The organism is Rufibacter hautae, from assembly GCF_008271695.1.
Classification (GTDB): Bacteria; Bacteroidota; Bacteroidia; order Cytophagales; family Hymenobacteraceae; genus Nibribacter; species Nibribacter hautae.
In genome coordinates, this window is record NZ_VKKY01000003.1 from 773,228 (window position 1) to 800,215 (window position 26,988).

Annotated in this window: 28 protein-coding genes; 16 read left to right on the plus strand and 12 right to left on the minus strand. The window is 53.8% G+C overall.

Annotation, left to right across the window (positions count from 1 at the left end):
• Positions 1-122 precede the first annotated feature (122 nt).
• Complete coding sequence (locus FOA19_RS19640; RefSeq protein WP_149092541.1) at positions 123-995, plus strand: ChaN family lipoprotein; 873 nt, start codon at positions 123-125, stop codon at positions 993-995.
• Between the two features lie 201 nt (positions 996-1,196).
• Here FOA19_RS19640 and FOA19_RS19645 read toward each other — a convergent pair whose 3' ends face one another.
• A complete protein-coding gene (locus FOA19_RS19645) occupies positions 1,197-1,547 on the minus strand; it encodes a HesB/IscA family protein (protein ID WP_149092542.1) in 351 nt (116 codons plus the stop codon).
• A 209-nt stretch (positions 1,548-1,756) separates the two neighbouring features.
• Here FOA19_RS19645 and FOA19_RS19650 point away from each other — a divergent pair, with 209 nt between their 5' ends.
• A complete protein-coding gene (locus FOA19_RS19650) occupies positions 1,757-2,293 on the plus strand; it encodes a DUF7935 family protein (RefSeq protein ID WP_149092543.1) in 537 nt (178 codons plus the stop codon).
• A gap of 28 nt (positions 2,294-2,321) precedes the next feature.
• Positions 2,322-2,861, plus strand: coding sequence for a hypothetical protein (locus FOA19_RS19655; protein WP_149092544.1), 540 nt, complete (start codon positions 2,322-2,324; stop codon positions 2,859-2,861).
• A 66-nt stretch (positions 2,862-2,927) separates the two neighbouring features.
• Here FOA19_RS19655 and FOA19_RS19660 read toward each other — a convergent pair whose 3' ends face one another.
• Both FOA19_RS19660 and dinB read right to left on the minus strand, forming a co-directional pair.
• A complete protein-coding gene (locus FOA19_RS19660) occupies positions 2,928-3,734 on the minus strand; it encodes a class I SAM-dependent methyltransferase (protein ID WP_149092545.1) in 807 nt (268 codons plus the stop codon).
• 125 nt (positions 3,735-3,859) lie between these two features.
• The gene (dinB, locus tag FOA19_RS19665; protein ID WP_190300479.1) at positions 3,860-4,921 is read right to left on the minus strand and encodes a DNA polymerase IV; all 1,062 of its coding nucleotides are present in this window, start codon (positions 4,919-4,921) and stop codon (positions 3,860-3,862) included.
• 267 nt (positions 4,922-5,188) lie between these two features.
• On the opposite strand from dinB, the gene FOA19_RS19670 reads away from it, so the two are divergent.
• Positions 5,189-5,782 (plus strand): hypothetical protein, encoded by a 594-nt coding sequence (locus FOA19_RS19670; protein ID WP_149092546.1) that lies wholly within the window; start codon positions 5,189-5,191, stop codon positions 5,780-5,782.
• A 104-nt stretch (positions 5,783-5,886) separates the two neighbouring features.
• Here the strand turns inward: FOA19_RS19670 and FOA19_RS19675 are convergent, their stop codons facing one another.
• Together FOA19_RS19675 and FOA19_RS19680 are read right to left on the minus strand one after the other, a co-directional pair.
• The gene (locus tag FOA19_RS19675) at positions 5,887-6,072 is read right to left on the minus strand and encodes a hypothetical protein (protein ID WP_149092547.1); all 186 of its coding nucleotides are present in this window, start codon (positions 6,070-6,072) and stop codon (positions 5,887-5,889) included.
• Between the two features lie 202 nt (positions 6,073-6,274).
• Positions 6,275-6,661 carry a hypothetical protein gene (locus tag FOA19_RS19680; RefSeq protein ID WP_149092548.1) on the minus strand — a complete coding sequence of 129 codons (387 nt, stop codon included), beginning with the start codon at positions 6,659-6,661 and terminating at the stop codon, positions 6,275-6,277.
• 252 nt (positions 6,662-6,913) lie between these two features.
• Between FOA19_RS19680 and FOA19_RS19685 the strand changes: the two genes are divergently transcribed.
• Positions 6,914-9,187 carry a Tex family protein gene (locus FOA19_RS19685; RefSeq protein ID WP_149092549.1) on the plus strand — a complete coding sequence of 758 codons (2,274 nt, stop codon included), beginning with the start codon at positions 6,914-6,916 and terminating at the stop codon, positions 9,185-9,187.
• Between the two features lie 374 nt (positions 9,188-9,561).
• Here FOA19_RS19685 and FOA19_RS19690 read toward each other — a convergent pair whose 3' ends face one another.
• Positions 9,562-11,055 (minus strand): S41 family peptidase, encoded by a 1,494-nt coding sequence (locus FOA19_RS19690; protein ID WP_190300480.1) that lies wholly within the window; start codon positions 11,053-11,055, stop codon positions 9,562-9,564.
• Between the two features lie 96 nt (positions 11,056-11,151).
• Complete coding sequence (locus FOA19_RS19695; RefSeq protein WP_149092551.1) at positions 11,152-12,390, minus strand: helix-turn-helix domain-containing protein; 1,239 nt, start codon at positions 12,388-12,390, stop codon at positions 11,152-11,154.
• A 348-nt stretch (positions 12,391-12,738) separates the two neighbouring features.
• Between FOA19_RS19695 and FOA19_RS19700 the strand changes: the two genes are divergently transcribed.
• From FOA19_RS19700 to FOA19_RS19735, 8 genes are all read left to right on the plus strand, one after another.
• Positions 12,739-13,167, plus strand: a complete 429-nt coding sequence (locus FOA19_RS19700; RefSeq protein WP_149092552.1) for a hypothetical protein — start codon at positions 12,739-12,741, stop codon at positions 13,165-13,167.
• A gap of 24 nt (positions 13,168-13,191) precedes the next feature.
• Positions 13,192-13,383: a hypothetical protein gene (locus FOA19_RS19705; protein WP_149092553.1), complete on the plus strand. Its 192-nt coding sequence runs from the start codon at positions 13,192-13,194 to the stop codon at positions 13,381-13,383.
• A gap of 13 nt (positions 13,384-13,396) precedes the next feature.
• Complete coding sequence (locus FOA19_RS19710) at positions 13,397-13,657, plus strand: hypothetical protein (RefSeq protein WP_149092554.1); 261 nt, start codon at positions 13,397-13,399, stop codon at positions 13,655-13,657.
• Positions 13,658-13,787: 130 nt separating this feature from the next.
• The gene (locus tag FOA19_RS19715) at positions 13,788-14,465 is read left to right on the plus strand and encodes a response regulator transcription factor (protein ID WP_149092555.1); all 678 of its coding nucleotides are present in this window, start codon (positions 13,788-13,790) and stop codon (positions 14,463-14,465) included.
• Positions 14,462-15,724, plus strand: coding sequence for a sensor histidine kinase (locus FOA19_RS19720; RefSeq protein WP_149092556.1), 1,263 nt, complete (start codon positions 14,462-14,464; stop codon positions 15,722-15,724). Before FOA19_RS19715 ends, FOA19_RS19720 begins: the two co-directional genes overlap by 4 nt.
• 185 nt (positions 15,725-15,909) lie before the next feature.
• Positions 15,910-16,350, plus strand: coding sequence for a PepSY-like domain-containing protein (locus tag FOA19_RS19725; protein WP_149092557.1), 441 nt, complete (start codon positions 15,910-15,912; stop codon positions 16,348-16,350).
• Between the two features lie 119 nt (positions 16,351-16,469).
• Positions 16,470-17,366: a hypothetical protein gene (locus FOA19_RS19730; RefSeq protein ID WP_149092558.1), complete on the plus strand. Its 897-nt coding sequence runs from the start codon at positions 16,470-16,472 to the stop codon at positions 17,364-17,366.
• Between the two features lie 37 nt (positions 17,367-17,403).
• Positions 17,404-18,363, plus strand: coding sequence for a bestrophin family protein (locus FOA19_RS19735; RefSeq protein ID WP_149092559.1), 960 nt, complete (start codon positions 17,404-17,406; stop codon positions 18,361-18,363).
• A 116-nt stretch (positions 18,364-18,479) separates the two neighbouring features.
• Here FOA19_RS19735 and FOA19_RS19740 read toward each other — a convergent pair whose 3' ends face one another.
• Complete coding sequence (locus tag FOA19_RS19740) at positions 18,480-18,851, minus strand: SPW repeat domain-containing protein (protein WP_149092560.1); 372 nt, start codon at positions 18,849-18,851, stop codon at positions 18,480-18,482.
• 152 nt (positions 18,852-19,003) lie between these two features.
• On the minus strand, positions 19,004-19,159 hold the full coding sequence (locus FOA19_RS23450; RefSeq protein WP_190300481.1) for a hypothetical protein: 156 nt from the start codon (positions 19,157-19,159) through the stop codon (positions 19,004-19,006).
• Positions 19,160-19,502: 343 nt separating this feature from the next.
• On the opposite strand from FOA19_RS23450, the gene FOA19_RS19745 reads away from it, so the two are divergent.
• The 3 genes from FOA19_RS19745 (at position 19,503) to FOA19_RS19755 (ending at position 22,311) form a co-directional block, all read left to right on the plus strand.
• Entirely contained in the window at positions 19,503-20,828 is a 1,326-nt protein-coding gene (locus FOA19_RS19745; protein ID WP_149092561.1) for an inositol-3-phosphate synthase, read from the plus strand.
• Between the two features lie 289 nt (positions 20,829-21,117).
• Positions 21,118-21,507: a GtrA family protein gene (locus tag FOA19_RS19750; protein WP_149092562.1), complete on the plus strand. Its 390-nt coding sequence runs from the start codon at positions 21,118-21,120 to the stop codon at positions 21,505-21,507.
• 18 nt (positions 21,508-21,525) lie between these two features.
• Entirely contained in the window at positions 21,526-22,311 is a 786-nt protein-coding gene (locus FOA19_RS19755) for a CDP-alcohol phosphatidyltransferase family protein (protein ID WP_223808990.1), read from the plus strand.
• 96 nt (positions 22,312-22,407) lie between these two features.
• On the opposite strand, the gene FOA19_RS19760 is transcribed toward FOA19_RS19755, so the two are convergent.
• The 3 genes from FOA19_RS19760 to FOA19_RS19770 form a co-directional block, all read right to left on the minus strand.
• Entirely contained in the window at positions 22,408-23,454 is a 1,047-nt protein-coding gene (locus FOA19_RS19760; RefSeq protein ID WP_149092563.1) for a sulfatase-like hydrolase/transferase, read from the minus strand.
• A 29-nt stretch (positions 23,455-23,483) separates the two neighbouring features.
• Positions 23,484-24,773 (minus strand): exo-beta-N-acetylmuramidase NamZ family protein, encoded by a 1,290-nt coding sequence (locus FOA19_RS19765; RefSeq protein WP_149092564.1) that lies wholly within the window; start codon positions 24,771-24,773, stop codon positions 23,484-23,486.
• Between the two features lie 101 nt (positions 24,774-24,874).
• Positions 24,875-26,680 (minus strand): glycoside hydrolase family 3 protein, encoded by a 1,806-nt coding sequence (locus tag FOA19_RS19770; RefSeq protein ID WP_149092565.1) that lies wholly within the window; start codon positions 26,678-26,680, stop codon positions 24,875-24,877.
• Positions 26,681-26,988 lie beyond the last annotated feature (308 nt).

Consider the following 26,988-nt stretch of genomic DNA (forward strand, 5'->3'; position numbering starts at 1 on the left):
AACACGCAGAATACAGGTAATTAGAAAATCCATCGTACAACCATTTTTATTCCCTAACCAACAACTGACAACTAACAATTAATTACCCTTTCAGCTTGATTTCCGGAAAACTGCTCTGAAACATGAAAAAGATTTTGTTGCTGTTGGTCTCCCTTGTGTTCCTTTCCTCTTTTACCATGGATAAACCTGCGTATCGTCTGTTCCAGGGCAACGGCAAGGCGGTGAAGTACGAGAGAATGCTCAAAGAGCTGGCTTCCGCCGATGTGGTGTTTTTTGGCGAGCAGCACAATGATCCCATCGCGCATTGGCTGGAGTTGGAACTTACCAAAGACCTTTACCGAACACACGGAAAACAACTGGTGCTGGGCGCCGAGATGTGGGAAACCGACACCCAAGGTGCTGTAGATTCCTTCCTGTTGGGGCAATTGGAAGAACCCAAATTCACGGAAATCAGTCGCGCCTGGCCCAACTACGCCACCGACTACAAACCCACCCTGCAGTTCGCCAAAGTTAATTCCATCAAGGTAATTGCCACCAACGCGCCCCGCAGATCGGCTCGCATCGTGGCTCGGGAAAGCCTGAAAGGATTGGAGGCATTACCTGCCGGCGAAAAACAATGGCTCGCGCCTTTGCCCATCACCGTGGACCTAGAACTTCCTGCCTACAAACGGATGCTCAGCATGTTCGGGGATTCGCACGGCACCTCGGCGGCCTCGACGCAGATTGTGGAAGCGCAAGCCCTTAAAGACGCCACCATGGCCCATTTCATCAGCAAAAACTTACAGCCTGGCCAGCGCTTGTTTCACCTCAACGGCGCTTACCACTCAGACCACTACGAAGGCATTGTCTGGTACCTCCACCGCCTCCGCCCCGAGCTAAAAATCATGACCATCAGCACTGTCTTGCAACCGCAGCTGGATAAGCTAAGCCAGGAACATGAAAAACGCGCCGACTATGTGCTGGCGGTGCCGGAAACCATGACGAAGACCTATTAATGTGCTGATTTTATAATATGCTGATGTGCTATTCAGGCTGTTTTCAGACTGGTTTTTCAGAAATAGGCCAATAACGAAGAAGTGGAGAAATGGCTAGAACGTTCTGGTTTGCTCCTTTGTTTTTAAGCCGTTTCCCAAAAATAAGGCACAAAAAAAGACCTGCTAAAAAGCAGGTCTTTTGAGAAGTTGGAGCGGGAAATGTTAGGCGGAGAAAGAGCTGCCGCAACCGCAGGTGCTTTTGGCTTGCGGGTTGTTGAAGACAAATCCACGGGCATTCAGGCCATCCTGGAAATCTACTTCCATGCCCATCACATACATGCCGTGTTTTTTGTCCATGATCAGCTGCACGCCGTCCAGTTCGTAAATCTCATCGGCATCTTTGGCTTTGTCAAAGCCTAGCAGGTAAGACATGCCAGAGCAGCCACCGCCTTGTACGCCAATCCGTAAACCGTATTCTTCGGGTACGTTCTTATCTTTCATAATCACTTTCACCTCGTGCAGGGCACGCTCAGTGAGTGAAATTGGGGCTTTTTTTATAGTCGTGCTTTCCATAGAAGTGGGTTTTGCGCTGTAAAGTTACTAAAAACTAAGCTGTTTCTACGCTTCGGCGCTATACTATGGGTAACCGAAAAACCCGGAAAATGATTCAGCGGCCACCACATCAATTTTTTCCCGATATTTACTCTGCCAATATATGTTCTACATGACGCTGGCTTGTTTCTGACCCAAACCGCAGGAACCGAAGCCACTACCAGAAAACCATGACCACAGACACTTCCTCCATTGTACTTTTAGTTTTATTGGGCTCGCTGCCGGCCTTTGTGGTGGGCGGCGCCATGTACCTGTTAACCCAACGCTACCTGGAGCGCGACTACCGCAAAAAGGTGCTGGACATCCGGCTGAAGAACAGTGAGACCATTCTGCCCATCAGGTTGCAGGCCTATGAGCGCATCATTCTGTTTCTGGAGCGCATCACGCCCAGTAACTTACTTCTAAGGGTGAGTCCCTCGGGGTTGACCGCCGCCGATTTCCAGGCCCAACTGCTGCAGGAAATCCGGGCCGAGTACACGCACAACCTTTCCCAACAACTGTACATGAGCGAGGCCGCCTGGCAGCAGGTGAAGAAAGCCAAAGAAGACGTGGTCTCTATGATCAACCAAGCGTACCAGAACCTGCAGGACAAAAGCCGGGGTACCGAGCTGGCCAAACGCGTGCTGGAGACCATCCTGCACAACGAGGTAGACCCTACCGCCCCTTCCATCCAATTCCTGAAGCGCGAGCTGCACGAGATTTTTTAACCCTTTCCTTTTGATGAAGCCTTTTAAAATGAACAGAAGTTTACTGATTGCTTTAGTTTTCGTGATGGGTCTGTTAAGTGTCTCTGTCCATGCCCAAGATATCTCCTTGGAGAAAAAGCAGCTCCTCAACAAAAAAGTAGAAATCTTGGTCCCGGCGGCGTTTGGCGAAATGACCGAGGAACTTCTCAAGCTGAAGTATCCCTCAGAGCGGCGGCCTACCATGGCGTACACCGATAGTTCAGCCAAAACCAATGTGGCGTTTAACTACCTTTCTACCCAGGCGGCCCAAGGGCAAATGGAAGCATTTAAGCAAAGTATGATCAATAGCTTTAAGACTTCCTTTCCTACCGCCAAGTGGGTCAGCAGTGGAGTTAAGGTGATTAACGGAAGAAAGGTAGGTTACCTTGAGTTGGTTACACCTGCCGCAGACCAAGAGGTATACAACCTCATGTTCTTCACAGATGTGAACGGGAAACTGTTTCTGGCCACCTTTAATTGTCTGGAGAAAGAGCGAAGCACGTGGCAACAGACGGCGCATCAAATTCTTAACTCTTTTAAAGTAAACTAAGGCAAAGGTATTTCATTTGCAGCAAAAAGGGAGACTTCACTGGAGTCTCCCTTTTTGCTGCAATATCTAAGATTCCTTCACCATCTTCAGGCTGTACATCAGGGGCAGTTTGTCATCCATGCCTTTGATTCGCCAGAAACCGTCGGGGCCCTGTACCATGTTCGCGAAGCAGTTGTAGTAGGAGTAAGGCAGTTCCTGTATTTCCAAAAGTTGCAGATTCTGGTGAAGCAAGGAACCTAAGACCTCACTCAAAGCATGGTTCCAGGAGTATTCTGTGTAATGAATAGGGGCGTCACGGTCTGTGTAGGTGCCCGAGGACTCCTCAATAATAGGTCCGCCGTTATTGAAGTAGGAGTACTGCAGGCGGGTGAATGCATTGTCAAACATCCAGACGGCCGGGTGGAACTCCGCCAGGAAGAACGTGCCGCCAGGTTTCAGGAAGTGCGCCACTACTCGGGCCCACTTCTCCATATCCGGCAGCCAGCCGATGACACCGTAGGAAGTAAACACAATATCAAAATGGCCTTCCAGGTGCTGTGGCAAGTCATATACGTTGCAGCACACAAACTCCGCGTCCAGCCCTAGTTCCTCATTGAGTTGCCGCGCCAGCGCGATGGCGGCATCAGATAAATCAACGCCGGTGGCGCTAGCACCCAGCCGGGCCCAGGAAAGCGTGTCCTGCCCGAAGTGGCATTGCAGGTGCAGGAGCTTTTTGCCCTGTACATCGCCCAGCGCTTCCAGTTCCAGCGGGTTCAGGCTGTTTTTGCCCTGTTTAAAGGAAACCAGGTCATAAAAGGCGGAGTCTTTGTGCACGCCCGTGCGCAGGTTCCAGGCATGGCGGTTCATTTCAATGTAGTCGGCAGCGGCATCCATAAGTGACACTAGATAGTAGGTACAAGACAATAGACAGGTGAAAGTAAGTAATCCCCCGCTGCTGCAAGTAATCAATTCCTGATTAGAGTCTAGAATCTTATATCTAGCATCTATCTACCGTCCACTTAAAACGGAAAAGACAACTGACCGCCCTGGTGCTTGCCGTAGTTGAGGTTGGAGACGGTAATGCCCAGCAGCCGGACGGGTTTATTGGGAAACGCGGGTGTGCGGAGCAGATCCAGGGCAATGTCCAGGAGCACTTCCTCGGCGCGTACCGAGGAGAAAAAGGTCTTGCTGCGGGTGTTGTTCGTGAAATCGTGGTACTTGAGCTTGAGGGTGATGGTCTTGCCCGAGGCCTCCAGCCGGTGGAGGTCATAGGCCACTTCCTCGGCCAGGCGCTGCAGCTCGGGCAGCATTTCTTCCTCGGTCTCCAGGTCCTGCCCGAAGGTGCGCTCCGAGCCGATGCTCTTCCGGATGCGGTTGGGTTCCACGGGCCTGTCGTCCTGCGCGCGGGCAATCTGGTAAAAATAGGAACCTGATTTCCCGAAATGGCGGCGAAGGTCCATCTCGGAACGGTTTTTCAGGTCGGCGCCGGAGTGGATGCCCAGTTGCTTCATCTTGGCGGCGGTCACATCTCCTATGCCGTAGAACTTCTCAATGGGCAGCGCCTCCACAAAGGCCTCAGCCTCATCTGGCAGCACCACCGTCAAGCCATTGGGTTTGTTTTTGCCCGAGGCCACCTTGGCCAGAAATTTATTGAATGACACACCCGCCGAGGCCGTAAGCCGCGTCTCCTGCAGAATCTCGTTTTTGATCCGCTGCGCGATGAGCATAGCAGACCGCAGCCCGAACTTGTTTTCCGTTACATCCAGGTACGCCTCGTCCAGGGAAAGCGGCTCCACCAAGTCGGTGTAGCGCAGAAAGATCTCCCTGATCTGCCGGGAGACCTGTTGGTACACCTCAAAGCGCGTGGGCACCATGATCAGGTGCGGGCATTTCCTGAGGGCCACCTGTGAGGGCATGGCCGAATAGACGCCAAACTGCCGCGCCTCATAGCTGGCCGCCGCTACCACACCCCGCGCCTTGGTACCGCCCACCGCCACCGGTTTGCCGCGCAAAGCCGGATTGTCGCGCTGCTCCACCGAGGCGAAGAAGGCGTCCATGTCTATGTGGATGATTTTGCGCAAATTGGCTGTCTCTGGCTAAGGTAAGTCAACGTAGCCCAAAAGCTGTTCAGGCCTCTTTCCGGGAGCGGAGCAGGTCCTCCTGGAATTTTTTCCTCCTGATTTTCAGGCGAAAAACATTTGCAGGCTTTCCATTGTAAAATGAATGGTGAACTTGCGGCGTTAGTCTACGTACTGCGAAGTTAGCCTTTGAAACCTACTTGGGCTAGTCTGGCAGGTAGGTTCTTTTTGTTTACCCTTTAAACCATACACTTTTAACCTCCTTACACTATGAAAATCAAATCTTTACTGTCTCTTTTAGTATGCGGTGTGGCTAGCCAGCTCATGATTGGTTGTTCTTCTGGCCAATACTATGATTTTAGCGCGCCTGCTACTACGTATCATAAAGCCGCGCCTGCAACGGCCGCACCGGCAGAAACCGTGGCCCCTGCAGAGGAGGCAGTTGTTGCCCAGGCAGAACCTGCTGAGGCCACCGCTCCTGTAGCACCAATCAACACAAAGCCTGCCCCGGCCCTGGAAGCCAACGCGGCTAAACCGGTAGCCTCCAGAGAAGTGGCCCGCACCGCGCCCCTGACTTCTGCTGCGGTTGCCTCTGCTTTGGAAGCAAACCCGCACGTGAAATCACTAGCCAACGACCTGGCCTCGGCTAAAACCAAAAAGGACGTGAAAATGGCCACCAAAAAGATCATGCGCGAAGCCAAAGCCGTGAAGAAAGCCAACGCCATTAACCAATACATCAAAATCGGTCTGATTCTGTTGGTGGCTGGTGCTTTGCTGTCTATCATCCCAGGGTTGGGCTTGGTGGGGGCACTGGCGGCCATCGTAGGTCTGGTGTTCATCCTGCTGGGCTTGCTTGAAATGTAAACTGCCCAAGGGCTCATTACTCAGCACCATCGGCACCGTCTGCACAAGGCGGTGCCGATGCATTTTAGGCCCATTTTACCCAAAACAGCTTCTAAACAGCCGTATCAGTCATCATGCCGATGGAGGTAATAGAGCACGTACCCAAAGGTGGTGAATGCCGCCCTGATGGCCCAGCCCAGCGGCCGGCCCCAGTTATCGGCCCAGAGAAGCAAGAAGTGGTTTGCCCCAAATGTGGCCACCAACAGGGAAACCAAACCTACCAGGAACATTCCTAATCCAATGAATTTCATGGGCGCGCTGACGTTTTTGTGGAAGATTGAATTTAAGAAACGATGCCCAAACCTCCCATTTTCCATACCGCTTCAGCAGAAATATTTAGCCTATTTTCCTGATAAATAGATCGCCCCGGTTTTGGGCCTGTTTCTCCAAAAACAGGCCCAAAACCGGGGCGACTTGATTTACTCTTTATCAGCCGAAAGGCCAGTAAACTATTTAGTTGCTGTATTGCTCTGGAACCCCTCCGGTGCCGGCCTGCGACGGGATGCCCAGTTTGCGCTCGCGCTGTTGCTGGTACTGCTGGAATTGCGTCACGGAAAGTACGCCTTTCAAAGACTCCAGGCGGGTAGCGCTGATGAGATCCATGGTGGCTTTGAGCTGGCGCGGATTGTTTTTGTGGTCCTTCTTGGCCTGCTCCAGTTGCTGGATGCTGGTAAGGTTAATGGCCGTCACCTTATTCACCTGGGCCGGGTTCAGCTTCAGGTGCTGGGTCATGGTGCTGGTCATGGCCTTGGCGCGGGCCTCGGGAGTAACCGTTGGGGCTTGAGCCTGGCTTGTGAAAGTAGTGAAGGCCAAGGCCAGCAAAAAGATAATCCTCTTCATAAACTTATTAGTGTTAATCCTGAAAATGTAGGTATTTACAGCCTGGCCTGAAAAGCCGACGGCCACGAAATTAGTTCCGGTCAATCAGGGGCAAAGATACAAATACCGGGCCAGCTTGGTGGGGAAGGCCAGCAATAAAAGCCAGCCGCGGGGCGCGGGGTTCCGCCAATTTAGTTTTATCTTTGAAGTCCCTGCCCTGCTAGTTTGAACGCAGAAGCGGGGAACAAAGTCTTTTCAGAATATTTATTTAGCATGCCAGAAAACCATTTCAAGACGATTGCGGGGGAGCTGCAAGTAAACCAAAAGCAAGTAGAAGCAACTGTGGCTTTGCTGGACGAGGGAGCCACCGTGCCCTTCATTGCCCGGTACCGCAAGGAAGTAACCGGCAGCCTGGACGAGGTGGCCATTGCCGCCATCCGCGACCGCGTAGAGCAGCTGCGGGAACTGGACAAACGCCGCGAGAGCATCCTCAAATCTTTAAAGGACCAGGAGAAACTCACTCCAGAATTGGAGGCCCAGGTGCTGGCCGCCGAGACCATGGCCGTGCTGGAGGATATTTACCTGCCGTTCAAACCCAAGCGCCGCACCCGCGCCACTATCGCCCGGGAGAAAGGCTTGGAGCCGCTGGCGCAAAGGCTGTTTGAGCAAGCCAGCATGGACGTTGCCACTGAGGCCGCCGCGTTTGTGAGCGAAGAGAAAGAAGTGAAATCTACGGAGGAAGCCCTGGCCGGAGCCCGCGATATTATTGCCGAGTGGGTGAACGAGAACCCTGAGGCCCGCGCCAACATCCGGAATCTGTTTGAGAAGAAAGGCGTGTTCAAGGCACGCGTGATTCCGGGCAAAGAGGAGGAAGGCCAGAAATACAAAGATTACTTTGAGTGGGATGAACCCATTGAGAAAGCCCCTTCACACCGCATCCTGGCCATGCGCCGCGGCGAAAAGGAAATGGTCTTGATGCTGGACGCCCAACCCGAAGAAGAGGCAGCGCTATCCATTCTGGAAGACCAGTTTGTGACCGGCCACAACGCCGCCGCCGAGCAGGTGAAACTAGCCATAAGAGAAAGCTATAAGCGCCTGCTGCGCCTGAACATGGAAACCGAGGTGCGCCTTTCCTCCAAGAAACGCGCCGATGAAGAAGCTATCCGGGTATTCGCCGATAACCTGAGACCGATGCTCTTGTCTGCGCCACTGGGCCAGAAACGCGTATTGGCCATTGACCCGGGTTTCAGAACCGGCTGTAAAGTGGTGGCTTTGGACGAGCAAGGCAAACTGCTGCACTACGAAGCTATTTTCCCGCACAACGGTGCACACCAGGCCTCTACCGCTGGTCAGCAGGTGATGGTGATGTGCCATAAATACCAGATTGAAGCCATCGCTATTGGGAACGGGACTGCCAGCCGCGAGACTGAGACCTTCGTGCGCGGTTTGGGTCTGCCTAACAACATCGCCATCATCATGGTGAACGAGAGCGGAGCCTCCATTTACTCGGCTTCGGACGTGGCCCGCGAGGAGTTCCCGGACCAGGATATTACCGTGCGTGGTGCTGTTTCCATCGGTCGCCGGTTAATGGACCCTTTGGCCGAGTTAGTGAAAATTGATCCGAAATCCATTGGCGTAGGCCAGTACCAACACGATGTGGACCAGAATGCTTTGAAGCACAGCTTGGACGATGTGGTGATGAGCTGCGTGAACGCCGTGGGCGTGGAAGTGAACACCGCCAGTAAGCAGTTGTTGACCTACGTTTCCGGTTTGGGGCCGCAGTTGGCCCAGAACATTGTGGACTACCGTAACCAAAACGGACCGTTCAAAACGCGCAACGAGCTGCGCAAAGTAGCCCGCCTGGGCGACAAAGCCTTTGAACAGGCGGCCGGCTTCCTGCGCATCAGGGGCGGCAAGCACCCGCTGGACGGCAGCGCCGTGCACCCAGAGCGTTATGCGCTGGTAGAGCAGATGGCCAAAGACCTGGGCGCCACCGTGGAAGACTTGCTCAAGAACGCCGACCTGCGCAAGAAAATCGACCTGAAAAAATACGTTTCTGACACCGTAGGTCTGCCTACGCTGCAGGACATCATGAGTGAGCTTTCCAAACCCGGACGTGACCCGCGTGAAAGCTACGAGGTATTCAGCTTCACCGAAGGCGTAAACGAGATCAAAGATTTGCGCCAGGGCATGAAACTGCCGGGCATTATCACCAACATCACCGCCTTTGGGGCCTTCGTAGACATTGGGGTGCACCAAGACGGTCTGGTACACGTGAGCCACCTATCTGACCGTTTCGTGAGCAATCCGCACGAGGTAGTGAAAGTGGGTCAGAAAGTAGAAGTAACCGTGCTGGAGGTGGAAGTAGGCCGCAAACGCATCGCGCTTTCCATGAAAGGTGATCCGCAGGCCGCTACTGCCAGACCAAGCCGCGGCAATAATGACCGCAAATCCGGGAACACGGGAGGTGGTAGCCGCCGTGATGCTCCGGTTGAGGAAGAAGACATGGCTACCAAATTGAACAAGTTGAAGAACATGTTCCGGTAGGTTTATCCATTAGAGTAAAAACAAAAAGGCCAGTGCTGTTCACTGGCCTTTTTGTTTTGGGTGTGTTTTAGCAAAAAGGTGGCTTAAACGAAATACAGTTTTAGGTTGCAGATTCTCCCCTGAATAACCCTGCACCTTTGCCAGGTGAAAGTAAGCGCTGTACAAGGATGTCCCCTTTGAAGGGGGTAGGGGATGATTAGCACAAGTTAATCATGGTGTTCCTGAGGTGTAGGGGCAATCCCTTGTGGTTGCCCATGTGGGAGAATCACCATCAAAGTCCCTGCTTTGTAGCAGACGTTTTTTTCGTAACCGACCTTGTCATCCCCCTACCCCCTTCAAAGGGGGACGATATGCGTGCGACACAAATGGGACTTCTACTTTGCCTGTGCCGAGGAAGCCCTTTTAGACTTGATCAGGTTCATGGTGAATTCAAGGTCTACATCGCGTTTCTGGATTAGGTCCTCCGCGGTGTATTCAACGGGATGGTCTGGTAGGATGCCGCGGTCTTTGTGCGGATACCCGGAAACGGCCATGAAGTAATTCCACTGCGGGATGGCGATCTCAAGGTGGGTGTTGGGGAGTTTCACCGGTACGTGGAAGCCGCTGGTGTTGCCGTAGTAGCCGCCTCCGGTTTCGCGGCCGATGAAGGTGGCGCGTTTGTGATGATGGGCGATGGCGCAGAACTCAGAGGTAACCGAAAAGCTATAGCCATCGGTGAGGACATAGACATCGCCTTTGAAGGGGTTTTTCTGGGGTTTCTGCTCCCGCAGGGTTTTCTTGAACCGGAACGTGTAATTACTGCCTTTGGTCCTGGAAATAAGTTTGCGGTAGATGGGGTACATGCCAGGGAGCCAGATGATGTTCTTCTCAAAGGTGAACTTCTCCTTTTTAGGCACCAGCATGCTGTCATAGTACCGGAACTTCTTATCGGTGATATGGGAATAGAGCAGGGCGCCCCATTTGTCTATCCCGCCTTCGTTTCCGCGCAGGTCAATGATGAGATTCTGGGTGTTTTTGGCGTTCATCTGCCAGAAAATGTCTTTCATCACCTTCTCCACATCCATCTCGTTTTTGTAGATGTTAAAGTTCTCAATCCGGAGCAAAGCGGTGTTGTGGTCTTTGTAAGCGACTCTGATCACGCTTTCCTTGTGCTTCTCCCGCTCTTTCTCCAGTTCCTGGATGGTCTCCAAGGTAATGGCCGGAATCTGGGCGGTTTTCACCTCCTGGCTGCCAGGCGCTTTGAAAGCAATCTCGTAGCTGGGCGATGCGCCAATGTACGTGCCGTAGTAGAACGGAAGGAAATTGTCCAGCGAAAGCCATTTCACAGCCTGGCTGTTGCCATCGGCGAAGAAGACGGTGGGCAGGAGTTTGTCCACTAGGGCAGGGATAGACAGGCCATTGATGGAGACGATCTCTGAGGCCAGCGGAATGGTGGTGGTGCCCGCCAGGTTTTTCACCAGGTGCGCCTGCTCTCCGGTAAAGTGCAGTTGCAGCGGGAAGAGTTGCTCCAGGTTGTAGAAGTATTGGCCGTGTTTCCGCTCGCGGGGCATCCACTTGATATGGCCATCTTTCAAGGCAGTGATGAGTGGGGTGGCGGCCACAAAGAACTCCTGCTGGTTCATGGGCCGGTTGAGGGTTTGGGCCACACTGTCAAACAACTGGTCAAAGCGATCTTTGGAGGTGTAGCGGTACATGCCGGGGTGCGCCTCGTTAAGCACCTGGTGCATGAACTGGAGGTCCTCCTGCAACTGGGCAGGACTGAACTGCTGCTGCTGGTCAGTAGCAGTCTGGGTTGTTTGGCTCAGGCCCGGATACGAGCCCAGCATAAACAGGGAGAATAGACAGCGTCTCAAGAGTTTTGATTTCATAGGATTTAACTGATTGAACGCTGCAAACCTACACGGCCCCGAGACGCGAATCGTCTGGCCCGCTAAGTTCAGACCTGTTAAATGGGCTATTTTCATCTAATCCGCTAAGTTCAGACGGCTTTCTGTGTGGGTCCTGATGTATTCAGACGGCGTCTTTCCGGTCTGTTTTTTGAAAACGGCATTGAAAGTGGCTTTGGAGTTGAACCCGGCTTCCTCGGCCACGGCCAGGTTGGTGAAGTGTCGGAACTTGGGGTCCACCAGTAGGAGTTGGGCCTCGGCCACCCGGTACTGGTTGATGAAATCATAGAAATTCTTGCCTAGCCGGTTATTGATGATCTGGGAAAGGTGGTGCTTGGAGACGCCCAGCTTGTCGGCGAGTTCCTGGATGGTGAGGGTAGGAGACAGGTACGGTTTCTCCGTTTCCATGAAAGAAAGCAACTGCTCCAGGTACAGCTGACCTTCCTCTTCCTTTAAGGCTGATTTCTGGTATTTGGCTCCTAAACCCGAGGCACCTGAAGTTGCGGTGCTTTCCTGGTGGGTTTGCAGCACGGGGGTGGGCACCGGCTCCGGGAGCACGGCCACTGTCTCAGAATAGACTGGTGGGGAGGAGATGAAAATGCGGGGCTGGGAAAGGGTCTTGTACCCGATCCAGTAGATAAACCCGATCACGCCAAAGTAGTGCAGGTGGTAGCGGTAAATCTCGGTGAGCACGGGAACGTCCCATTTCTTGGCGTAGAAAGAAACCACGGCCACGGCCACAATCACCAGCATGAAGAAGAGAAACTGCCGCAGCCACTGCAACCTGATCTTCTCCAGCTCAGAAAACGTCTCCATGATCTTGGCCCGGTACCGTTTGAGAACCCCTAAAGAAAGAAGCACATAGAAAATGACCAAGGCCAGGGCCAACTGCCCGATAAACCCGAAATCATCTTTAGAAGCCAGCTCAAAGTCATTGAGGTAGGTAATCTTCTCTTCCCGGCTTTTGAGGTAGTAAGGCAGCAGGTTGAAAAACACCAGTACCGCCGGCGTGAAATGAATGGCGTCTAGTCGCCGCAAACGGGGTCGTTCATGGGTAAGCTTCACCGTGAACAGGTAAATGAGCGGCGCAAACAGCAGGGGCAACAACCAGCTTACCTTGCTCAGGTGCGGGTACGTGAGAAAAAAGTCTCGGGTATCAAAGGCCACCAACACAGACTGCAGCGAGATAAGCAGAATCAGGGTGGCCAGTATCCGGTTAGCCAGTTGGTTGGTCTTGCGGGTAGCCAACAGGAAAGCCAAAACAAGGCCCTGTACCGCTCCTCCTACCAAAATAATCTGTACCGTTTGCGTAGACATTGCCTGTTTGTGCTTTCCCTATCCAAATTAACAAAAATCTTGGAAGACAATCTTGCTTTTCAAGCACTCTGGCTTAGTATGGCTCCGTGTTCACTTTCCCGCTGGTCCTGCGTATAGAAAGGCAAAAGCAAACCGCAATTCTTGCCTGCTGTCGCTCTTGTGCTTCCAGCTTACAAATTGGAGGGAAGAAGAGGCTAAATATTACCTGTGTACCATTCATTTGTTGTTTGCTTCCAAAACCTGTTTTCCCCAAAGAAGTTAATATATGGATGAAGGTTGCCCTAGCGGTTATCCATATTAGCCTTCCAGTGCCCAGTAAATGGCCACCATACAGACAACCTGAAAAACATGGAGACTGAGTCTTACCTGCAAATGGAAACCGACCGGCTGCACCTGCTTTTGGTGCTGCACTGGCAAGGTTTTGTGCCCAGCGATGCCTATCGCGACGGCATGACCGAGGCTTTGCAGGTTTCGCGCAAAACCAGTCTCCAGAGTTGGGTCATGGACATGAAGCACATGAAAGTCATCCGGCAGGCAGACCAGGAATGGACCTTGAACACCTGGTTTCCGCAGTTTCAGTTGCTGGGCATCAAGCGGTTGGCGTTCGTGATCTCAGACGATATCTTCAACCAGATGGCGGTGAGCAGCATGGTGGCCACCCTTCGGCCCAAGTTCCACTCAGAGGTGGAGTACTTTCAGGAGGTGAACTCGGCCATGCGGTGGGCGCAGGAAAAGACCTCCGGGCTTAGCGATTTTGGCCTGTTTTCCGTAAAATAGCCCCAGAACGATATTCCATTCCGCATGAACATCCGCAAAAAAGTAAAAGTGATTCTTCCCCTGGAAGGTGGCCGCTTTGTGGCCTTGGGCGTATTTGTGAAAGCCGCCGAGCAGGCGCAGTGGTCAGACCAGGAAATCCAGACGGTGATTGACGAGGTGGTGGAGGCCGAAGAAGCCGAGGCCCTTTCCATTCTGCAGTCGTACACCGTTTCTTAACCGCCTCCACGCCATGCCGCTAAGCCCCAAACTGGAAGCCAAACTAAGCAAAACCTTCGCGCCGGACAGCCGCCTGGACGATGTCTTCTCCGGCAACGATATTACCTTCATCACAGACAAGCAGGGCTACGCCGTGACGTTGTTTATTGGCAAGCGCCGCCCAGACGGCAGCATCAACGGGGAACGTTACGTGCGCCGCCTCAAGTTTGAGTCCGATGGCGTCACCCTCAAATCGAGCCACTGGGAAGCCAAAGGCAAAGTCACCCGCTTCTGATTTAAGGCCGTTTTCAGGAAAACGGCCCTGAAATGGTTGCTGCCGCCGGCCTGCTGCTTTTCCGTATCAGGGCAGGTATTCCCAACTCTTTCCAGATTTCCCGCCGTACTTGCGGGCAAACCCCACGGCCATGAAAATACTGGTGATTGAAGACGAACCCCAGATGCTGGACACGCTGGTGCGCTCTTTAAAGCAGGAGCAGTACCTGGTAGAAACCGCCACCGATTATGACAGCGCGCTGGAAAAAGTGGGCCTGTACGCCTACGACTGTATTCTGCTGGACATAAACCTGCCCGGCGGCAGCGGCCTGGAGATTCTGGAGGAACTCAAAAAACAGCAGAAATCTGAGGGTGTGATCATTGTCTCGGCGCGCAACTCCGTGGATGACAAAATCCAAGGGCTGGAGTTGGGCGCCGATGACTACCTGCCCAAACCGTTCCACATGGCCGAGCTGCACGCCCGCGTGAAATCTGTGCTGCGCCGAAGGAAGTTTGACGGTCAGCCCCTGCACCAACTCCAGAACGTGCAGATAGACCCAGACAAGCACCAGGTGTGGGTGGCGGGCCAGGAACTGGTGCTCAACCGAAAAGAGTTTGACATTCTGCTGTACCTAGTCACGAACAAAGACCGATTGGTGAGCAAGACCGCCCTGGCCGAGCACGTCTGGGGCGACTACATTGACCAAGCCGATAACTACGAGTTCATCTACTCCCAGATCAAGAACCTGCGCAAGAAACTGAAAGACTGCGGAGCCGAGGTAGAGATCCAGGCCATTTACGGCATCGGGTATAAACTGGTGGTGGCATGAAACTGCTCAACTACGCCACCTCTTACTTCGCGGCGCTGCTGCTGGTGGTGATCTCGGTTTGGGCGGCGCTCTTCTACTTCAACATGCTGGACGAGATCTATGACAGCATGGACGATGGCCTGGAAAACCAAAAGATTCTGGTCGTGCAGAAAGCCACCCGAGACAGCACCGTGCTGGGGCAGAAAGCGTTTGAGGCCGGGTATTTCAGCATCAAGGAGATCCCGTTCACGCTGGCCGTGCACCGCAAAGACCGCTACCAAGACACGCTCATGTACATGCAGAACGAGCAGGATTTTGAGCCCGTGCGCATGCTCACCACCGTGTTCCGGAAAGAAAACCAGTATTATGAACTGCGAGTGATTACCTCCATGGTAGAGGAAGACGACCTCATTGAAGACCTACTGTACTCGCTGCTCTGGCTGTACCTGGGGTTGGTGGGCAGTATTCTGGTGCTCAATAACTTGCTGCTGAAACGTATTTGGCGGCCTTTCTACCACATTCTCCAGCGCCTGCAGCGTTTCAAACTGGAGGAGGCCAAAACGGTGCCGGTGAAAGAAACCAACATTGAGGAATTCCAACTCCTGAACGCGACCGTGGAGAAGCTGTTGCAGCAGAACGTGGCCACTTACCAGAACCAGAAAGCCTTCATTGAAAACGCCTCTCACGAACTCCAGACCCCGCTGGCCATCAGCCTGAACAAACTGGAACTCCTCGCCGAGAGCCAGCCGCTGCAGGAAGACCAGCTGCTGCAGATAGGGGCCGTGATGGAAAACCTGGAGCGCCTCACCCGGCTGAACAAAACCCTGCTCTTGCTTTCCAAGATAGAGAACCGCCAGTTTGCGTTAGAAGAACCGGTAGCCATGGACACGCTGCTGCAGAAGACCCTGGCTGATTTCGAGGATCAGGTGAGATACAAAAACATCTCCGTGGAATTGCAGGTGCAGGAAAACGTGTCTTTGCAGATGAACCCAGACCTGGCGGCCATGCTGGTGATGAATCTGCTCAAGAACGCCATCGTCCATAATAGAAGAGGAGGCTCTCTGCGCATTCAGCTTTCCAGGGAAGGTTTAACGGTAGAGAATGCCGGCCAGGAAACACCCCTAAACCAGGAAAAAATCTTTACCCGTTTCTACAAAGAGACTTCGGCGGCGGCCTCCACCGGTTTGGGGCTGTCCATTGTGAAAGCCATCTGTGACCTGTACGGCTTTGAGATTGCCTACCGCTTCCAGCAAGGCCATTCCTTTACGGTCTCTTTCTAGAAATCCGTTGCCGCTGTTTTAAGGCTGTTTACAGAAAAGGAGGCCCGGAACGCAGCAGGACCGCCGCTGCGAATACCTGGATGTAACCGCAAAATTTTTCCCTTCTCCCACCAGATTCCCAATTCTTTCCTGTTTCGGGTCTGACCTTTGGGGTATTATAACTTGATAAGCTAACCTTGAGACCTATGAAAACTATGTTTTTGACTATGCTGGCCGTCGCATTCGCGCTGGGTGGCTGCAGCCAGAACCTCACCGCCACGCATCTTCCGTCGCTGGTGCAGAACGCCCTGCAGGTAAAATTCCCCAACGCCCAAAACCTTGAATGGGAAAAGGAGGGAAGTCTTTACGAGGCCGAGTTTACCCTGGCCCAGGTGGAACATACGGCTCTGGTGAACGCCGCTGGCCAGGTGGTGAGTCACAAGCAGGACATTGCCTCCGCTGATCTCCCTGAGGTCATCACCTTGGCCTTAAAGAGAGATTTTCAGGCATTTCTGATCGATGACGTAGAGAAAGTGGAGAAAGACGGGCAGGTGCTCTACCAGGTGGAACTGGAGAACCACAACGAAGACCTGAAGAAAGTATTCACCGCCAACGGTACTCTGTCCACGGCCACCTTCTGGGATTAAGGTTTGGTGGAAAACCAGCTGTTTTAGAGCTGTTTTTTTGAAATCAGCATCAAAACACAATTTGTTAAGTAAAAAGCAAGAGACTTCTTGCGCATGTCCAACCTTAGAAAACACATGGTATGAAACGCATTCAAATAATATGTCTGAGCCTGTTGCTGTCCATGGCGGCCCTGGCTTGTGAGAATAACAAGGCCCACGGTTTTGCGGACGAAAAACCCAAAAAAGCCAAAAAGAAGAAAACCTTGGAAAGCGCCTCAGCGGGGGTGCAGGTCCATCAGAAATGGGAAGTGCCTCCCATCCTGCGCGAAGTGTCGGGGATTGCGTTCTTGGGCGAGGGGCGGTTTGCCTGCGTGCAGGACGAGGCTGGCGTGATTTTTAGCTACAACACCAACACAGACCAAATTGAAAAGCAGGTGACCTTCGGGGCGGCCGGCGACTACGAGGGCATTGCTTTGGTGGGTTCTACCGCTTACGTGGTGCGAAGCGACGGCCACCTGTTTGAAGTGGGCAATTGGCAGTCAGGCACGCCTGAAATCAAGGAATATTCAACCCCGCTCACCGAGGCGCACAACGTAGAATGCCTCACGTATGACGCAAAACAGAAACGATTGCTGCTGGCCATCAAAGGCGAGGAACCCGGCGGCCCCGATTTTAAAGGCGTCTATGCCTTTGACCTGGGTTCAAAAACCCTATCGGCGGAGCCCATTTTCAAGCTGAGCCTGAAAGACCCTTTGCTGGCGCAGGGTACCGCCAAAAGCCTGGGCAAAACGTGGCAGCCCTCAGAGATCGCCATCCATCCGGTAACCGGTGACATCTACCTGACCGAGGCCTCCAATCCGCAGTTGTTTATCCTGAACGGAGACGGCAGCATCAGGGAACGACTAAAACTCAACGACGCCGAGTTCTACAAACCAGAGGGTATCGCTTTCAGCCCATCGGGCGAGTTGTTCATCTCCAACGAGGGGAAGAAAGACCCGGCCAACATCCTGCGGGTGAATTTGTCTCAAACAAGATAACCCCAAAGGCTGTTCTGCATAATCAAACCTTTGCGTAATGATTTTAGATAGAAACCTGAAGTGGAACGTCATTGTTTACTACACCTGGAAAAGCATGCTGTACTACCTGCTGCTTTCCGTGGTGGTCTACCTATTCCACGATTATTATGAGGTGCTGCAGTTGCATTTGCCCTTCAGTACCCTTACCGCTTTGAGTACCGCCCTGGCCATTTTCCTGGGTTTCAAGAACAGCAACGCCTATGAACGGTGGTGGGAGGCCCGGCAGATCTGGGGTCAGTTGGTGAACAGCAGCCGGTCCTGGGCCCGCCAGGTCATTACCATGATCATCCCCGCAGACCCGCAGAATGCCGAGTTGGTGAAGAAACTGCAGCACCGCATGGTGTACCGCCACCTGGCGTTTGTGCACGGGCTGCGGGTTTTCCTGCGCAAGCCCAAGGCCTACAACAATACCCGGCAAGAGGAGATCTTTGAGGAGACCAACGAGTACTCAGATACCGTGGCGTTTCTCTCCCCGGAAGAATACGAGGCGTTCTGGCATAAAAACAACCCGCCCAATTACCTGCTCAACGTGCAAGGCGATGATCTCCGGATGGCCTTTGAACGGGGCTGGCTCTCAGATTACCGCTTTGTGCAACTAGAACAGACCTTGGTGGAGTTCAACAACATCCAGGGCCGGAGCGAACGGATCAAAAACACACCTTTCCCGCGGCAGTACAGTTTCTTCTCAAGGGTGTTTGTGTTCATCCACGCCTCGCTGCTGCCTTTTGTGTTTGTGGAGGAGATTGGCTGGGCCAGTATCCCAGTGTCGGTGATTATCTCCTTCGTGTTTCTGTGCCTGGACCTGGTAGGCGAGCGCATGGAAGACCCGTTTGAGAACCGCCTGGAAGACGTGCCGCTCACCCAACTCTCCCTCGCCATAGAAACCAACCTCAAAGAGCACTGGGGCGATAAGAATTTCCCCCAACCCAAAGACCTGAAACAAGGCATCATGCTGTAGCCGATTTTCCGTTTTAAGGCCATTTCTGCAAAAAAGCAGTTCTCCTGTTTCCGGGGCGTTTTCTTAAAAACGTGCCTAGAACAGGTGAACTGCTTTTTCAATTATGGGAAATTTCTTTAGAACCGTTCCTTGCTCACGGTCCTTGCCGGGGCTACCTGGGTGAGAATGGCTTGGCCGGTGATGAGCAGCCCTACAATGAAGTGCGGCTCCCAGATGTAGTCATGGAAGAAAAACAGCCACGGCGACAACGCCAGAAACAAGCCAATGGCCAGGTCGCTGATGATGTGCGCCGACATGGGAATCACTTTCATAACGCCAGTATCGTTGCGGGTCATGAGGGCCTGCACCAGAATAACGGCGCCTACTCCAATGGGAATGTAACTTTCTATCCCGGCCCGGTAAAAGCCGAACAGCCATGGGGAGGCAATCAATAGAACCGCTATAAGATAATCCATGAACCCATGGATAGTGGTGGGTATAATCCGCATAAGAACCTCCTTATTTTTAAATCTACAGACAACTGCATTTTTATACGCGGTAGAAACGAGATGGCCGATGTCTTTTTACTGATTTTTAGGCGGTTAGCTTGCGGTAAGTACGGTTTTTGGCCATCAGACTACCTTTTCCTTTTTGCCTGAGGCTACGCCATCCACATTCTGTTGCGGCTGGTGATGACTGCGGCCGAAAACTGCACTACTACTTTGAGGCCCGAAAGGACGGTTTTGGTCTCCTTGGTCTTTATTTTTCGGTGCAAATGCTGCAAGATTGGGAACCCCAAGGAGTCCAAACTGCTCACGCTTTTTGGCGAGATCTCTGTACCGGAGGCCAAAATCACTATAAATTAAAAACCACCATCAGATCAGTCTGCTTCATAACAGACCATCGGGAAGCAGCGGGCAGCGCTTTTGGGCCGATTTTCTGAAAAGGGCTATAAAACCCGGAATAGGATTATATTTCACTTGTTTTCCTGTAAGCCTGTGCTGGCCCAAACCAGAACAGGCTTATTTATTTACAGTATAAAAACGCGGAGATTTAGGGCATTAACATAGCGGCATTCATGGGATTTTAGATAACTTATGCCACCGTTTATAAGCCTAGAGCATAGGAAAACCAGATCTTAAAATCTAAACATCAGCACTATGGACTACGAAGTGAAACCAGCAGAGGGTAAACTTGGAATCCTGATCCCGGGCTTGGGCGCCGTCGCGACCACGTTCATCGCCGGGGTGGAGGCCGTGAAGAAAGAATTGGCCAAACCGGTGGGTTCCCTCACCCAGATGGGCCGCATCCGGTTGGGCAAACGCACCGAGGACAGACACCCGCTCATTAAGGACTTCGTACCGCTGGCGGAACTTTCAGATATCGTGTTCGGGGGCTGGGACGTATACGCCGACAACGTGTTCGAGGCGGCCACGACGGCCAAGGTGCTGGAGCCGCTGCTGCTGCACGCGGTGCGGCCCGAGCTGGAGCGCATCGTGCCCATGAAGGCGGTCTTCGACAAGGCCTACGCCCGCAACCTGGACGGCACCCACGTGAAGGAGGGCGCCGACAAGATGGAGCTGGCCGAGGCCCTGATGGAGGACATCCGCAGCTTCAAGGAAGCCAACGGCTGCGACCGCCTGGTGATGGTGTGGTGCGGCTCCACGGAGATCTACATCGAGGAGTCCGGGGTGCACCAGAGCATAGAGGCCTTCGAGGCAGGTCTGCGCAGCAACGACCCCAATATCGCCCCTTCCATGATTTACGCCTACGCGGCCATCAAGTCGGGCGTGCCCTTCGCCAACGGCGCGCCGAACCTGACCGTGGACATCCCCGCCATCGTGGAGCTGGCCAAAGAGCATGGCATCGCTATCTCCGGCAAGGATTTCAAGACCGGCCAGACCCTGATGAAGACCATCCTGGCCCCGGGTCTGCACGCCAGAGCTTTGGGTGTAAAAGGCTGGTTCTCTTCCAACATCCTGGGCAACCGCGACGGCTACGTGCTGGACGCGCCGGAGAACTTCAAGACGAAAGAAGTCTCCAAACTGAGCGTGCTGGACGAGATCTTCCGCCCCGAGTCGAACCCCGAGCTCTACGGGGACATGTACCACAAGGTCCGGATCAACTACTACCCGCCCCACGGCGACAACAAGGAGAGTTGGGACAACATCGACATCTTCGGCTGGCTGGGCTACCAGATGCAGATCAAGATCAACTTCCTGTGCCGCGACTCCATCTTGGCTGCTCCATTAGTGCTTGACCTTGCCCTGTTCACGGATTTGGCGCAAAGAGCCGGCATGTCTGGAATCCAGGAATGGCTGAGTTTCTACTACAAATCCCCGCAGACAGCGGAAGGTTTGGCTCCGGAGCACGACATCTTCAAGCAGCTGATGAAACTGCAGAACACCCTGCGTCACATGATGGGCGAGGACCTGATCACCCACCTGGGCCTGGACTATTACCAAGACCTGGTAGATACCTTATAATCTTTCCAGATCAGGGGTGAAAACCAAGGCCAACTTCGCGGGGCAAAAATGATAGAAAGAGGGTGTTGCTGGAAATAGACCGCGTTTGCTCGCTTGTTTAGCCATTTAGGTGACTATTCCGTATGTGTGCTGACAGGTTGGGTGCGGTCCTGGTTTTTAGGGCAGCAGAAGGCTTTTAGCCGTAAAAACACTGCACAAGGACCAAGGGTTGTAGGAGCTGGATGATAAGTTCGGCCCAAAGTACCTCAACCTCTTTCTTCAATTTTTGACTTACATAAAGCTGTTTTAGATGCTCACCTTTTTAAAGGCGCAGACTGCCTCTGTGACCGCCACAGTGGTAGACTTTCTGGTGACTGTATTGGCCGTGGAGTTATTTGGGGCATGGTACGTGGTGGCCACCGTTCTAGGGACCGCCTTGGGGGGAGTCACGCATTTTGCCTTAGGGCGGGAGTGGGTTTTTCACGCCGAGGACGCCAGTTTGCTGGCCCAGGCGTCCAGGTACTTCATCATCTGGTTGGGGAGTCTGCTATTGAACGCCGCCGGCGTTTTCGTGATCACGCATTACTCCGGGGTCAGTTACCTTATCTCAAAGGTGATTGTCTCTATTTTTGTGGGGGTTGGCTACAATTACCTCATGCAAAAGAAGTTCGTTTTTAAAAAGGACACCACATACAGCTAATCCCTTGACCTTGCACCCATGGAAGCAACCGGAGAGAAAATGAAGGTAGATTCTACATTTGAGAAAAAGAAAGGCACCGGCGAGAAAGCCTGGAAGGTGTTTCTGCAGCAGGGAATCTACAAAATAGTGAATCCTTTTGTGAGGCTCCTCATCAGGCTGGGCTTTACGCCTAACGCCGTCACCACCACGGGTTTTATCCTGAACGTGGGCGTGGCGGTCATCTTTGTGGTGGGCGGCGAAAGCGAGAACCGCGATGATTTCTCCTACGTGGGCTGGGCCGGGTTCCTGATCATGATGGCCGGTTTGTTTGACATGCTGGACGGGCAGGTGGCGCGCATGGGCAACATGGGCTCTACCTTCGGGGCGCTCTATGACTCCGTGCTGGACCGCTACAGCGAGCTCATCATGTTCCTGGGGATTTGCTATTACCTCATGGCCCACCACTATTTCCTCAGCTCGCTCTTCGCGTTCATTGCTATGATCGGGTCTATGATGGTGAGCTATACCCGCGCCCGCGCCGAGGGGCTAGGTGTAGAGTGCAAAGGCGGATTCTTCCAACGGCCCGAGCGGGTGGTGTTGATTGCCCTAGCAGGGATGTTCTGCGGGCTCACGGCCTACCTCATCGGGGGCGACTATAAATTGTACGTGCCCGGGCTGCCTTTCCACATCTTTGAGACCATGTCGGTGTTCACTATTCCCATCACGGTGCTGGCCATTTTTACCAACATCACGGCATTCACCCGGCTCATGGAAGCCCGCAAAGCCCTGGAGTTGAAGGAAAGAAACCAAACCATGCACCAGTAGGCAAAAAGCGGAGAGACACTCTCCCAGAACAAATCAGAATTAGAGAAGGCGTTTAGGGCTTGTTTTATGAGAAACAGGCCCTAAACGCCTTTTCGCTTAATCACCTATGGGACGGGGAGGCGTCAACAGCTCCAGCATGGGTTCACCGTCCTGCTTGGGAAGCGGAATGCCCAGCAGTTCGGCCATGGTAGCGGCCACGTCTGCCTGGGAGCGGGGCTTGGAGGCCACCGTGCCGGGTGCCACGTCAGGGCCCAGCATGAGCAGGCTGATGTGGCGGCACCCCTCGCAACCATCGCCGTGGTCACCAAAGCGGTCGCCCAGGTGCCGGCCGTGGTCATTGGTGATGAGCAGGGTGGTGTTGTTGCGGTAGTTGGGCTGTTTTTGGAGCCATTTCCATAAATCGGCCACTAAACGGTCGCTTTGCTTGATGGCTTTGATGTAGCCGTCCCAATTGCCTTCGTGCGCCTCGGAGTCAGGTTCGCGCAGGTTGATGAGCACCAGTTTGGGTTTGTGCTGGCTGAAGACCTGTTTGGCTATCCGGATGGTGGTAGTGTCTGGCCGGTAGCCGGAGTTCAGGCCGTTGTTCCCGCTGCTGGTGGAGGGCGCGAATTTGGCCGCCGCGTCTGTGCTGGTGGTGCGGGCCAGGATCTCCAGTTTGTCTTTGCTGGTAATCACCCAGGCATCAGTGGCAGGGGCGCCGGTGTGTTGGCGGTAATAATGGAAAACCGAGGGCGACTGGGGCAACTCCCCGCCGGTGTTTTTGATCTGCTGGTAATTGCCCGTGGTGAGGGCCACGTGCCCCGGGTTGGTTTTGGTAACGCCCTTGTTATAGAATTTGGGGTGGAAAACGCCTTTGGGCGCCAACTCCCGGGCCATGTGCGGAATGTTACTGAACGTGGAGTCTCCCCAGGAATCAGAGTACCTCACCCCGTCAATGACCACCAGCACCACGTTCTGCGTGGCGTAGTTGCCGCTTGGTGCGGACTGCTGTCGCGGGGTGGCGGCAGGCCTTTGTTCCGAAGCCATTTCCGGTTCGGAGACAAGGGGCTTTTGCCCTGAGGCAAAGGTTGGGTTAGACGGCTGGCAGGAAGAACTCAGCAGCAAACCAGAAAGTACAGAATGCAGAAGAAAACGGATAATCATGTAGTGGTCAAAAGTTTTAAAGCCTGCTTTTACGGATACAGCAGGTATCGGGCTCTCACTTTTTTGAAATAGGCTAGTTCATCGGCCCAGGCAGAGATGATCTCCTTGGGCTGGTCGCCGGCTTGCAGGCGCTGGCGGGTGACCTCGGTTTTCCAGAGGCCGTCCAGCCGGGTGTTTTTCCACTCCAGTTGGGAAGGGTACAACGCTTTCAGGGCATGGATGATGTACACAGTGGCCTTCGCCGATTCAAACTTGGCTCTGTCCGTGACCACGGCCTGGGCGCCGTAGCAGGTCTGCCCCATAAACTTAGGCGGATAGATCCGAATGCCGTCTACCACGCTGTCTGGCTTGAACTGCACCGGTTTAAAAGTCACGCCCGCCAGTTTGTAGCTGTTGAGTTGCCGGGCCAACTTCTCGCCATCTATCCAGGGCGCGCCGATGAACTCAAACGGCTGCAGGGTGCCGCGCCCCTCCGAGACGTTGGTGCCTTCCAGAATGCAGGTGGCCGGGTACAGGGTGGCGGTGGTAAGGTTGATCATGTTGGGCGAGGGCTTGACCCAGGGCAGACCAGTCTGGTCAAACCACTGGCCGCGGCTGTACCGGCGCATGGGCACCACCATGAGCTCGGCCTGGGGCAGTTTCTTGGCCTTGCGCTCGCCGTTGAACATGCGGGCCAGTTCGCCTACCGTCATGCCGTGGGTGATGGGCAGGAAGTTGGGGCTGGTTACGGGTTCGTTCGCGTTTTTGCCCACTACCCCATCCACGTACAGGCCGGTGATGGGGTTAGGCCGGTCCAGCACGATCATCAGTTTCTGGTTCTCGGCGGCGGCCTCCAGCACAGCTTGCATGGTGGCGATGTAGGTGTAGTAGCGGGCGCCCACGTCCTGGATATCGAAAATAAGCACGTCCACGTCTTTGAGCATCTCGGCAGTAGGTTTGCGCACCTTGCCGTAGAGCGAGATGACTTTGAGGCCCGTCTTTTTGTCCAGGTCATCGGCTACGTGATCATCGGCCTCGCCGCGGATGCCGTGCTCCGGGCTGAAGAGTTTCACCACCTTCACATCTGGGCGGGCGTGCAGCAGGTCCACAATATGGCCTTTGTCTGGCATGACGCCGGTATGATTGGTGAGGATGGCCACGCGGCGGTTCTGGATGAAAGGCAGGAACTCGGGGGTGACCAGCCGCTCAATGCCAATGATGACCCTGTCTGCCGGGGCCACTGCTTTGGCTCCTTTCCGGTCCTGAGAAAAGGCCGGGAAGAGCACCAGAAAGAAGAAACACAAAACCCAAAAGTCACGGGAGGGCAGAAATCGGATCATAAGGCTAATATAGCAAAGTTGCTGGTTATTATCACGTTACCTGTGCTCTTGTTTTGCAGCCGATTTTTTAAAATCAGCCTTAAAGCGGCAGAGCGGCCAAATTACAGCCCATCGCCGTAGCGGAATTGGGCGTTCACGGTCACGGGAAGTTTGCCTTGGGGCGTGAGGTCGCCGGTGAGCAGCCTGGCCGCCGCCGCCTGCACCGCCGGCAGTTGCTGGTAGCCCACCACCAGGGCCGTGGCCTGGTTCACGTCTTCAAAGCGGTTCAAGGTGTAGGCATTGTCAAACAGCACCACTACGCTTCGCTTCTTCCGGATGAGTTCGTTCACCAAGGCGCGTTCCTGCGGGCTGAAACCCAGGTTATTGCTGGGCCTGATGCTGGGGCCGTAGATACTGATGAGCAGCAAATCGTACTTGAGCAATTCCTTCCGGAGTTTCTCCAGGTCTTTCTTGGTGGTGCGGCGGGGCAGGAAGAAATCCTTGGTGGTGAGTTTGTTTTTGATCTGTTTCTGGAAAAACGTAGGCTTAGTGCCGCCCACGGCCAGGCTGGCCACCGTACGGCGCTTTTTATCCTCCAGCGGAATCATCTTGCGTTTGTTCTGCAGCAGCGTGAGCGACCCTTCTGAGAGGCGCCGGAGCATCTCGTGGGCGTGCGGGGCGTGCAGATCGCGGTAAAGGCTGTCCAGCACAATGGGTTTGTATTTGTTCAGCCCCACCCAGTACTTGGCGGCCAAAACCTTGCGGCACCGGCGGTCAATCTCCTTTTGGCTCAGTCGCTTCTGCCGGATGGCGGCTTTGATGGCTTGCAGCGCCTGCGGCACGCTTACCAAACGTTCCAGCACATCGTTGCCGGCCTCCAGCGCCATGACCTCGGCCTCGCCGGGTTTAAAGTACTTGGTCACGCCCTTCATCACCATGGCATCGGTGAAAATGAGTCCGCTATACTCTAGTTCTTTCCGGAGGATGTCCGTCACGATGGGTTTGGAGAGGGAGGCGGGCAGGTTGGCGGTGGAGTCCAGTTTGGGCAGGTGGATGTGCCCTACCATGATGCCGCCCACGCCGCTCTGGATGAGGTGCCGGAAAGGGTACAGTTCCAGGGAGTCTAGCCGGTTGCGGCCGTAGGGGATGACGGGCAGGTCATAGTGCGAGTCCACATCGGTGTCGCCGTGGCCGGGGAAGTGCTTGGCGGTGGCAATGATGCCGTTGTCCTGCATGCCCATCATCTGGGCCAGGCTCTTGGAACTGACATCGTCTTTGTTCTCCCCAAAGGCCCGGTAACTGATGATGGGGTTATGCGGATTGTTGTTCACGTCTATGACCGGCGCGAAGTTGAGGTGCATGCCCAAGCGCTTGAACTCAAACGCCATCTCGGCGCCCATCTGGTAAATAAGGCTGTCATTGTTGATGGCGCCCAGCAGCATGGGCAGCGGGTACTGCATGGCGCTGTCCATGCGCATGCCAATACCGTTCTCGGCGTCCATGCCGATCCAGAGGGGAATCTTGGAGGCGGCCTGCAGGCGGTTGGTCATTTTGGCTTGCCTGATGGGGCCGCCCTGGAAAAAGATAAGCCCGCCCACCTTGTACTGCCTAATTAATCGAAGGACGTCTTCCTCGTGCGCCGGCCCTTTGTTGGAGAACACCTCAATCATCATGAGTTGCGTGATGCGCTCATCTGGGGTCATGCGCCGGAACACCGAGTCTACCCACTTGTTCTTGCGGTTAAGCGTGGTGATGAGGGCGTTGGGGTATTTGATGGTGTCTTCCGGCGAGATAGGCTCGGGCTTGAAAACCACCGTTTCCTCTGCGTGCGGATTCTTCTTTTTACAGCCCAGAAGGCAAATGCCCGCCAGGCAAAGCAATAGGCAAAAGGGAAGAAGAGCACGTGTGAAGGCAGCGTTTTTGGGCATGTTTGGTTGGCAATAAGTTCTGTTTTCCGGGGGCCGGGGGAGGAGAAAGCACCCATCTAAAAGCCTTTACCTTACGCTATCTTTTAAGGTAGGTTGACGGCCAAGGCTAAATACCAAGATCGTGTAGCGCCGCAGCCTACCAGAAAGAACGTATTAGGTGAATGGGCTTCATACACAAATCGGGCCGGATAAAAACAGGTGACTGGAGGAGTATCAAACCTGCAGATTCAAGTCAATGACTTGCGAAAATATGCCTTGCAATACCCCAGGGTATGGACTTCCTATTTCCAGCTTCGTTTTAAAATTGG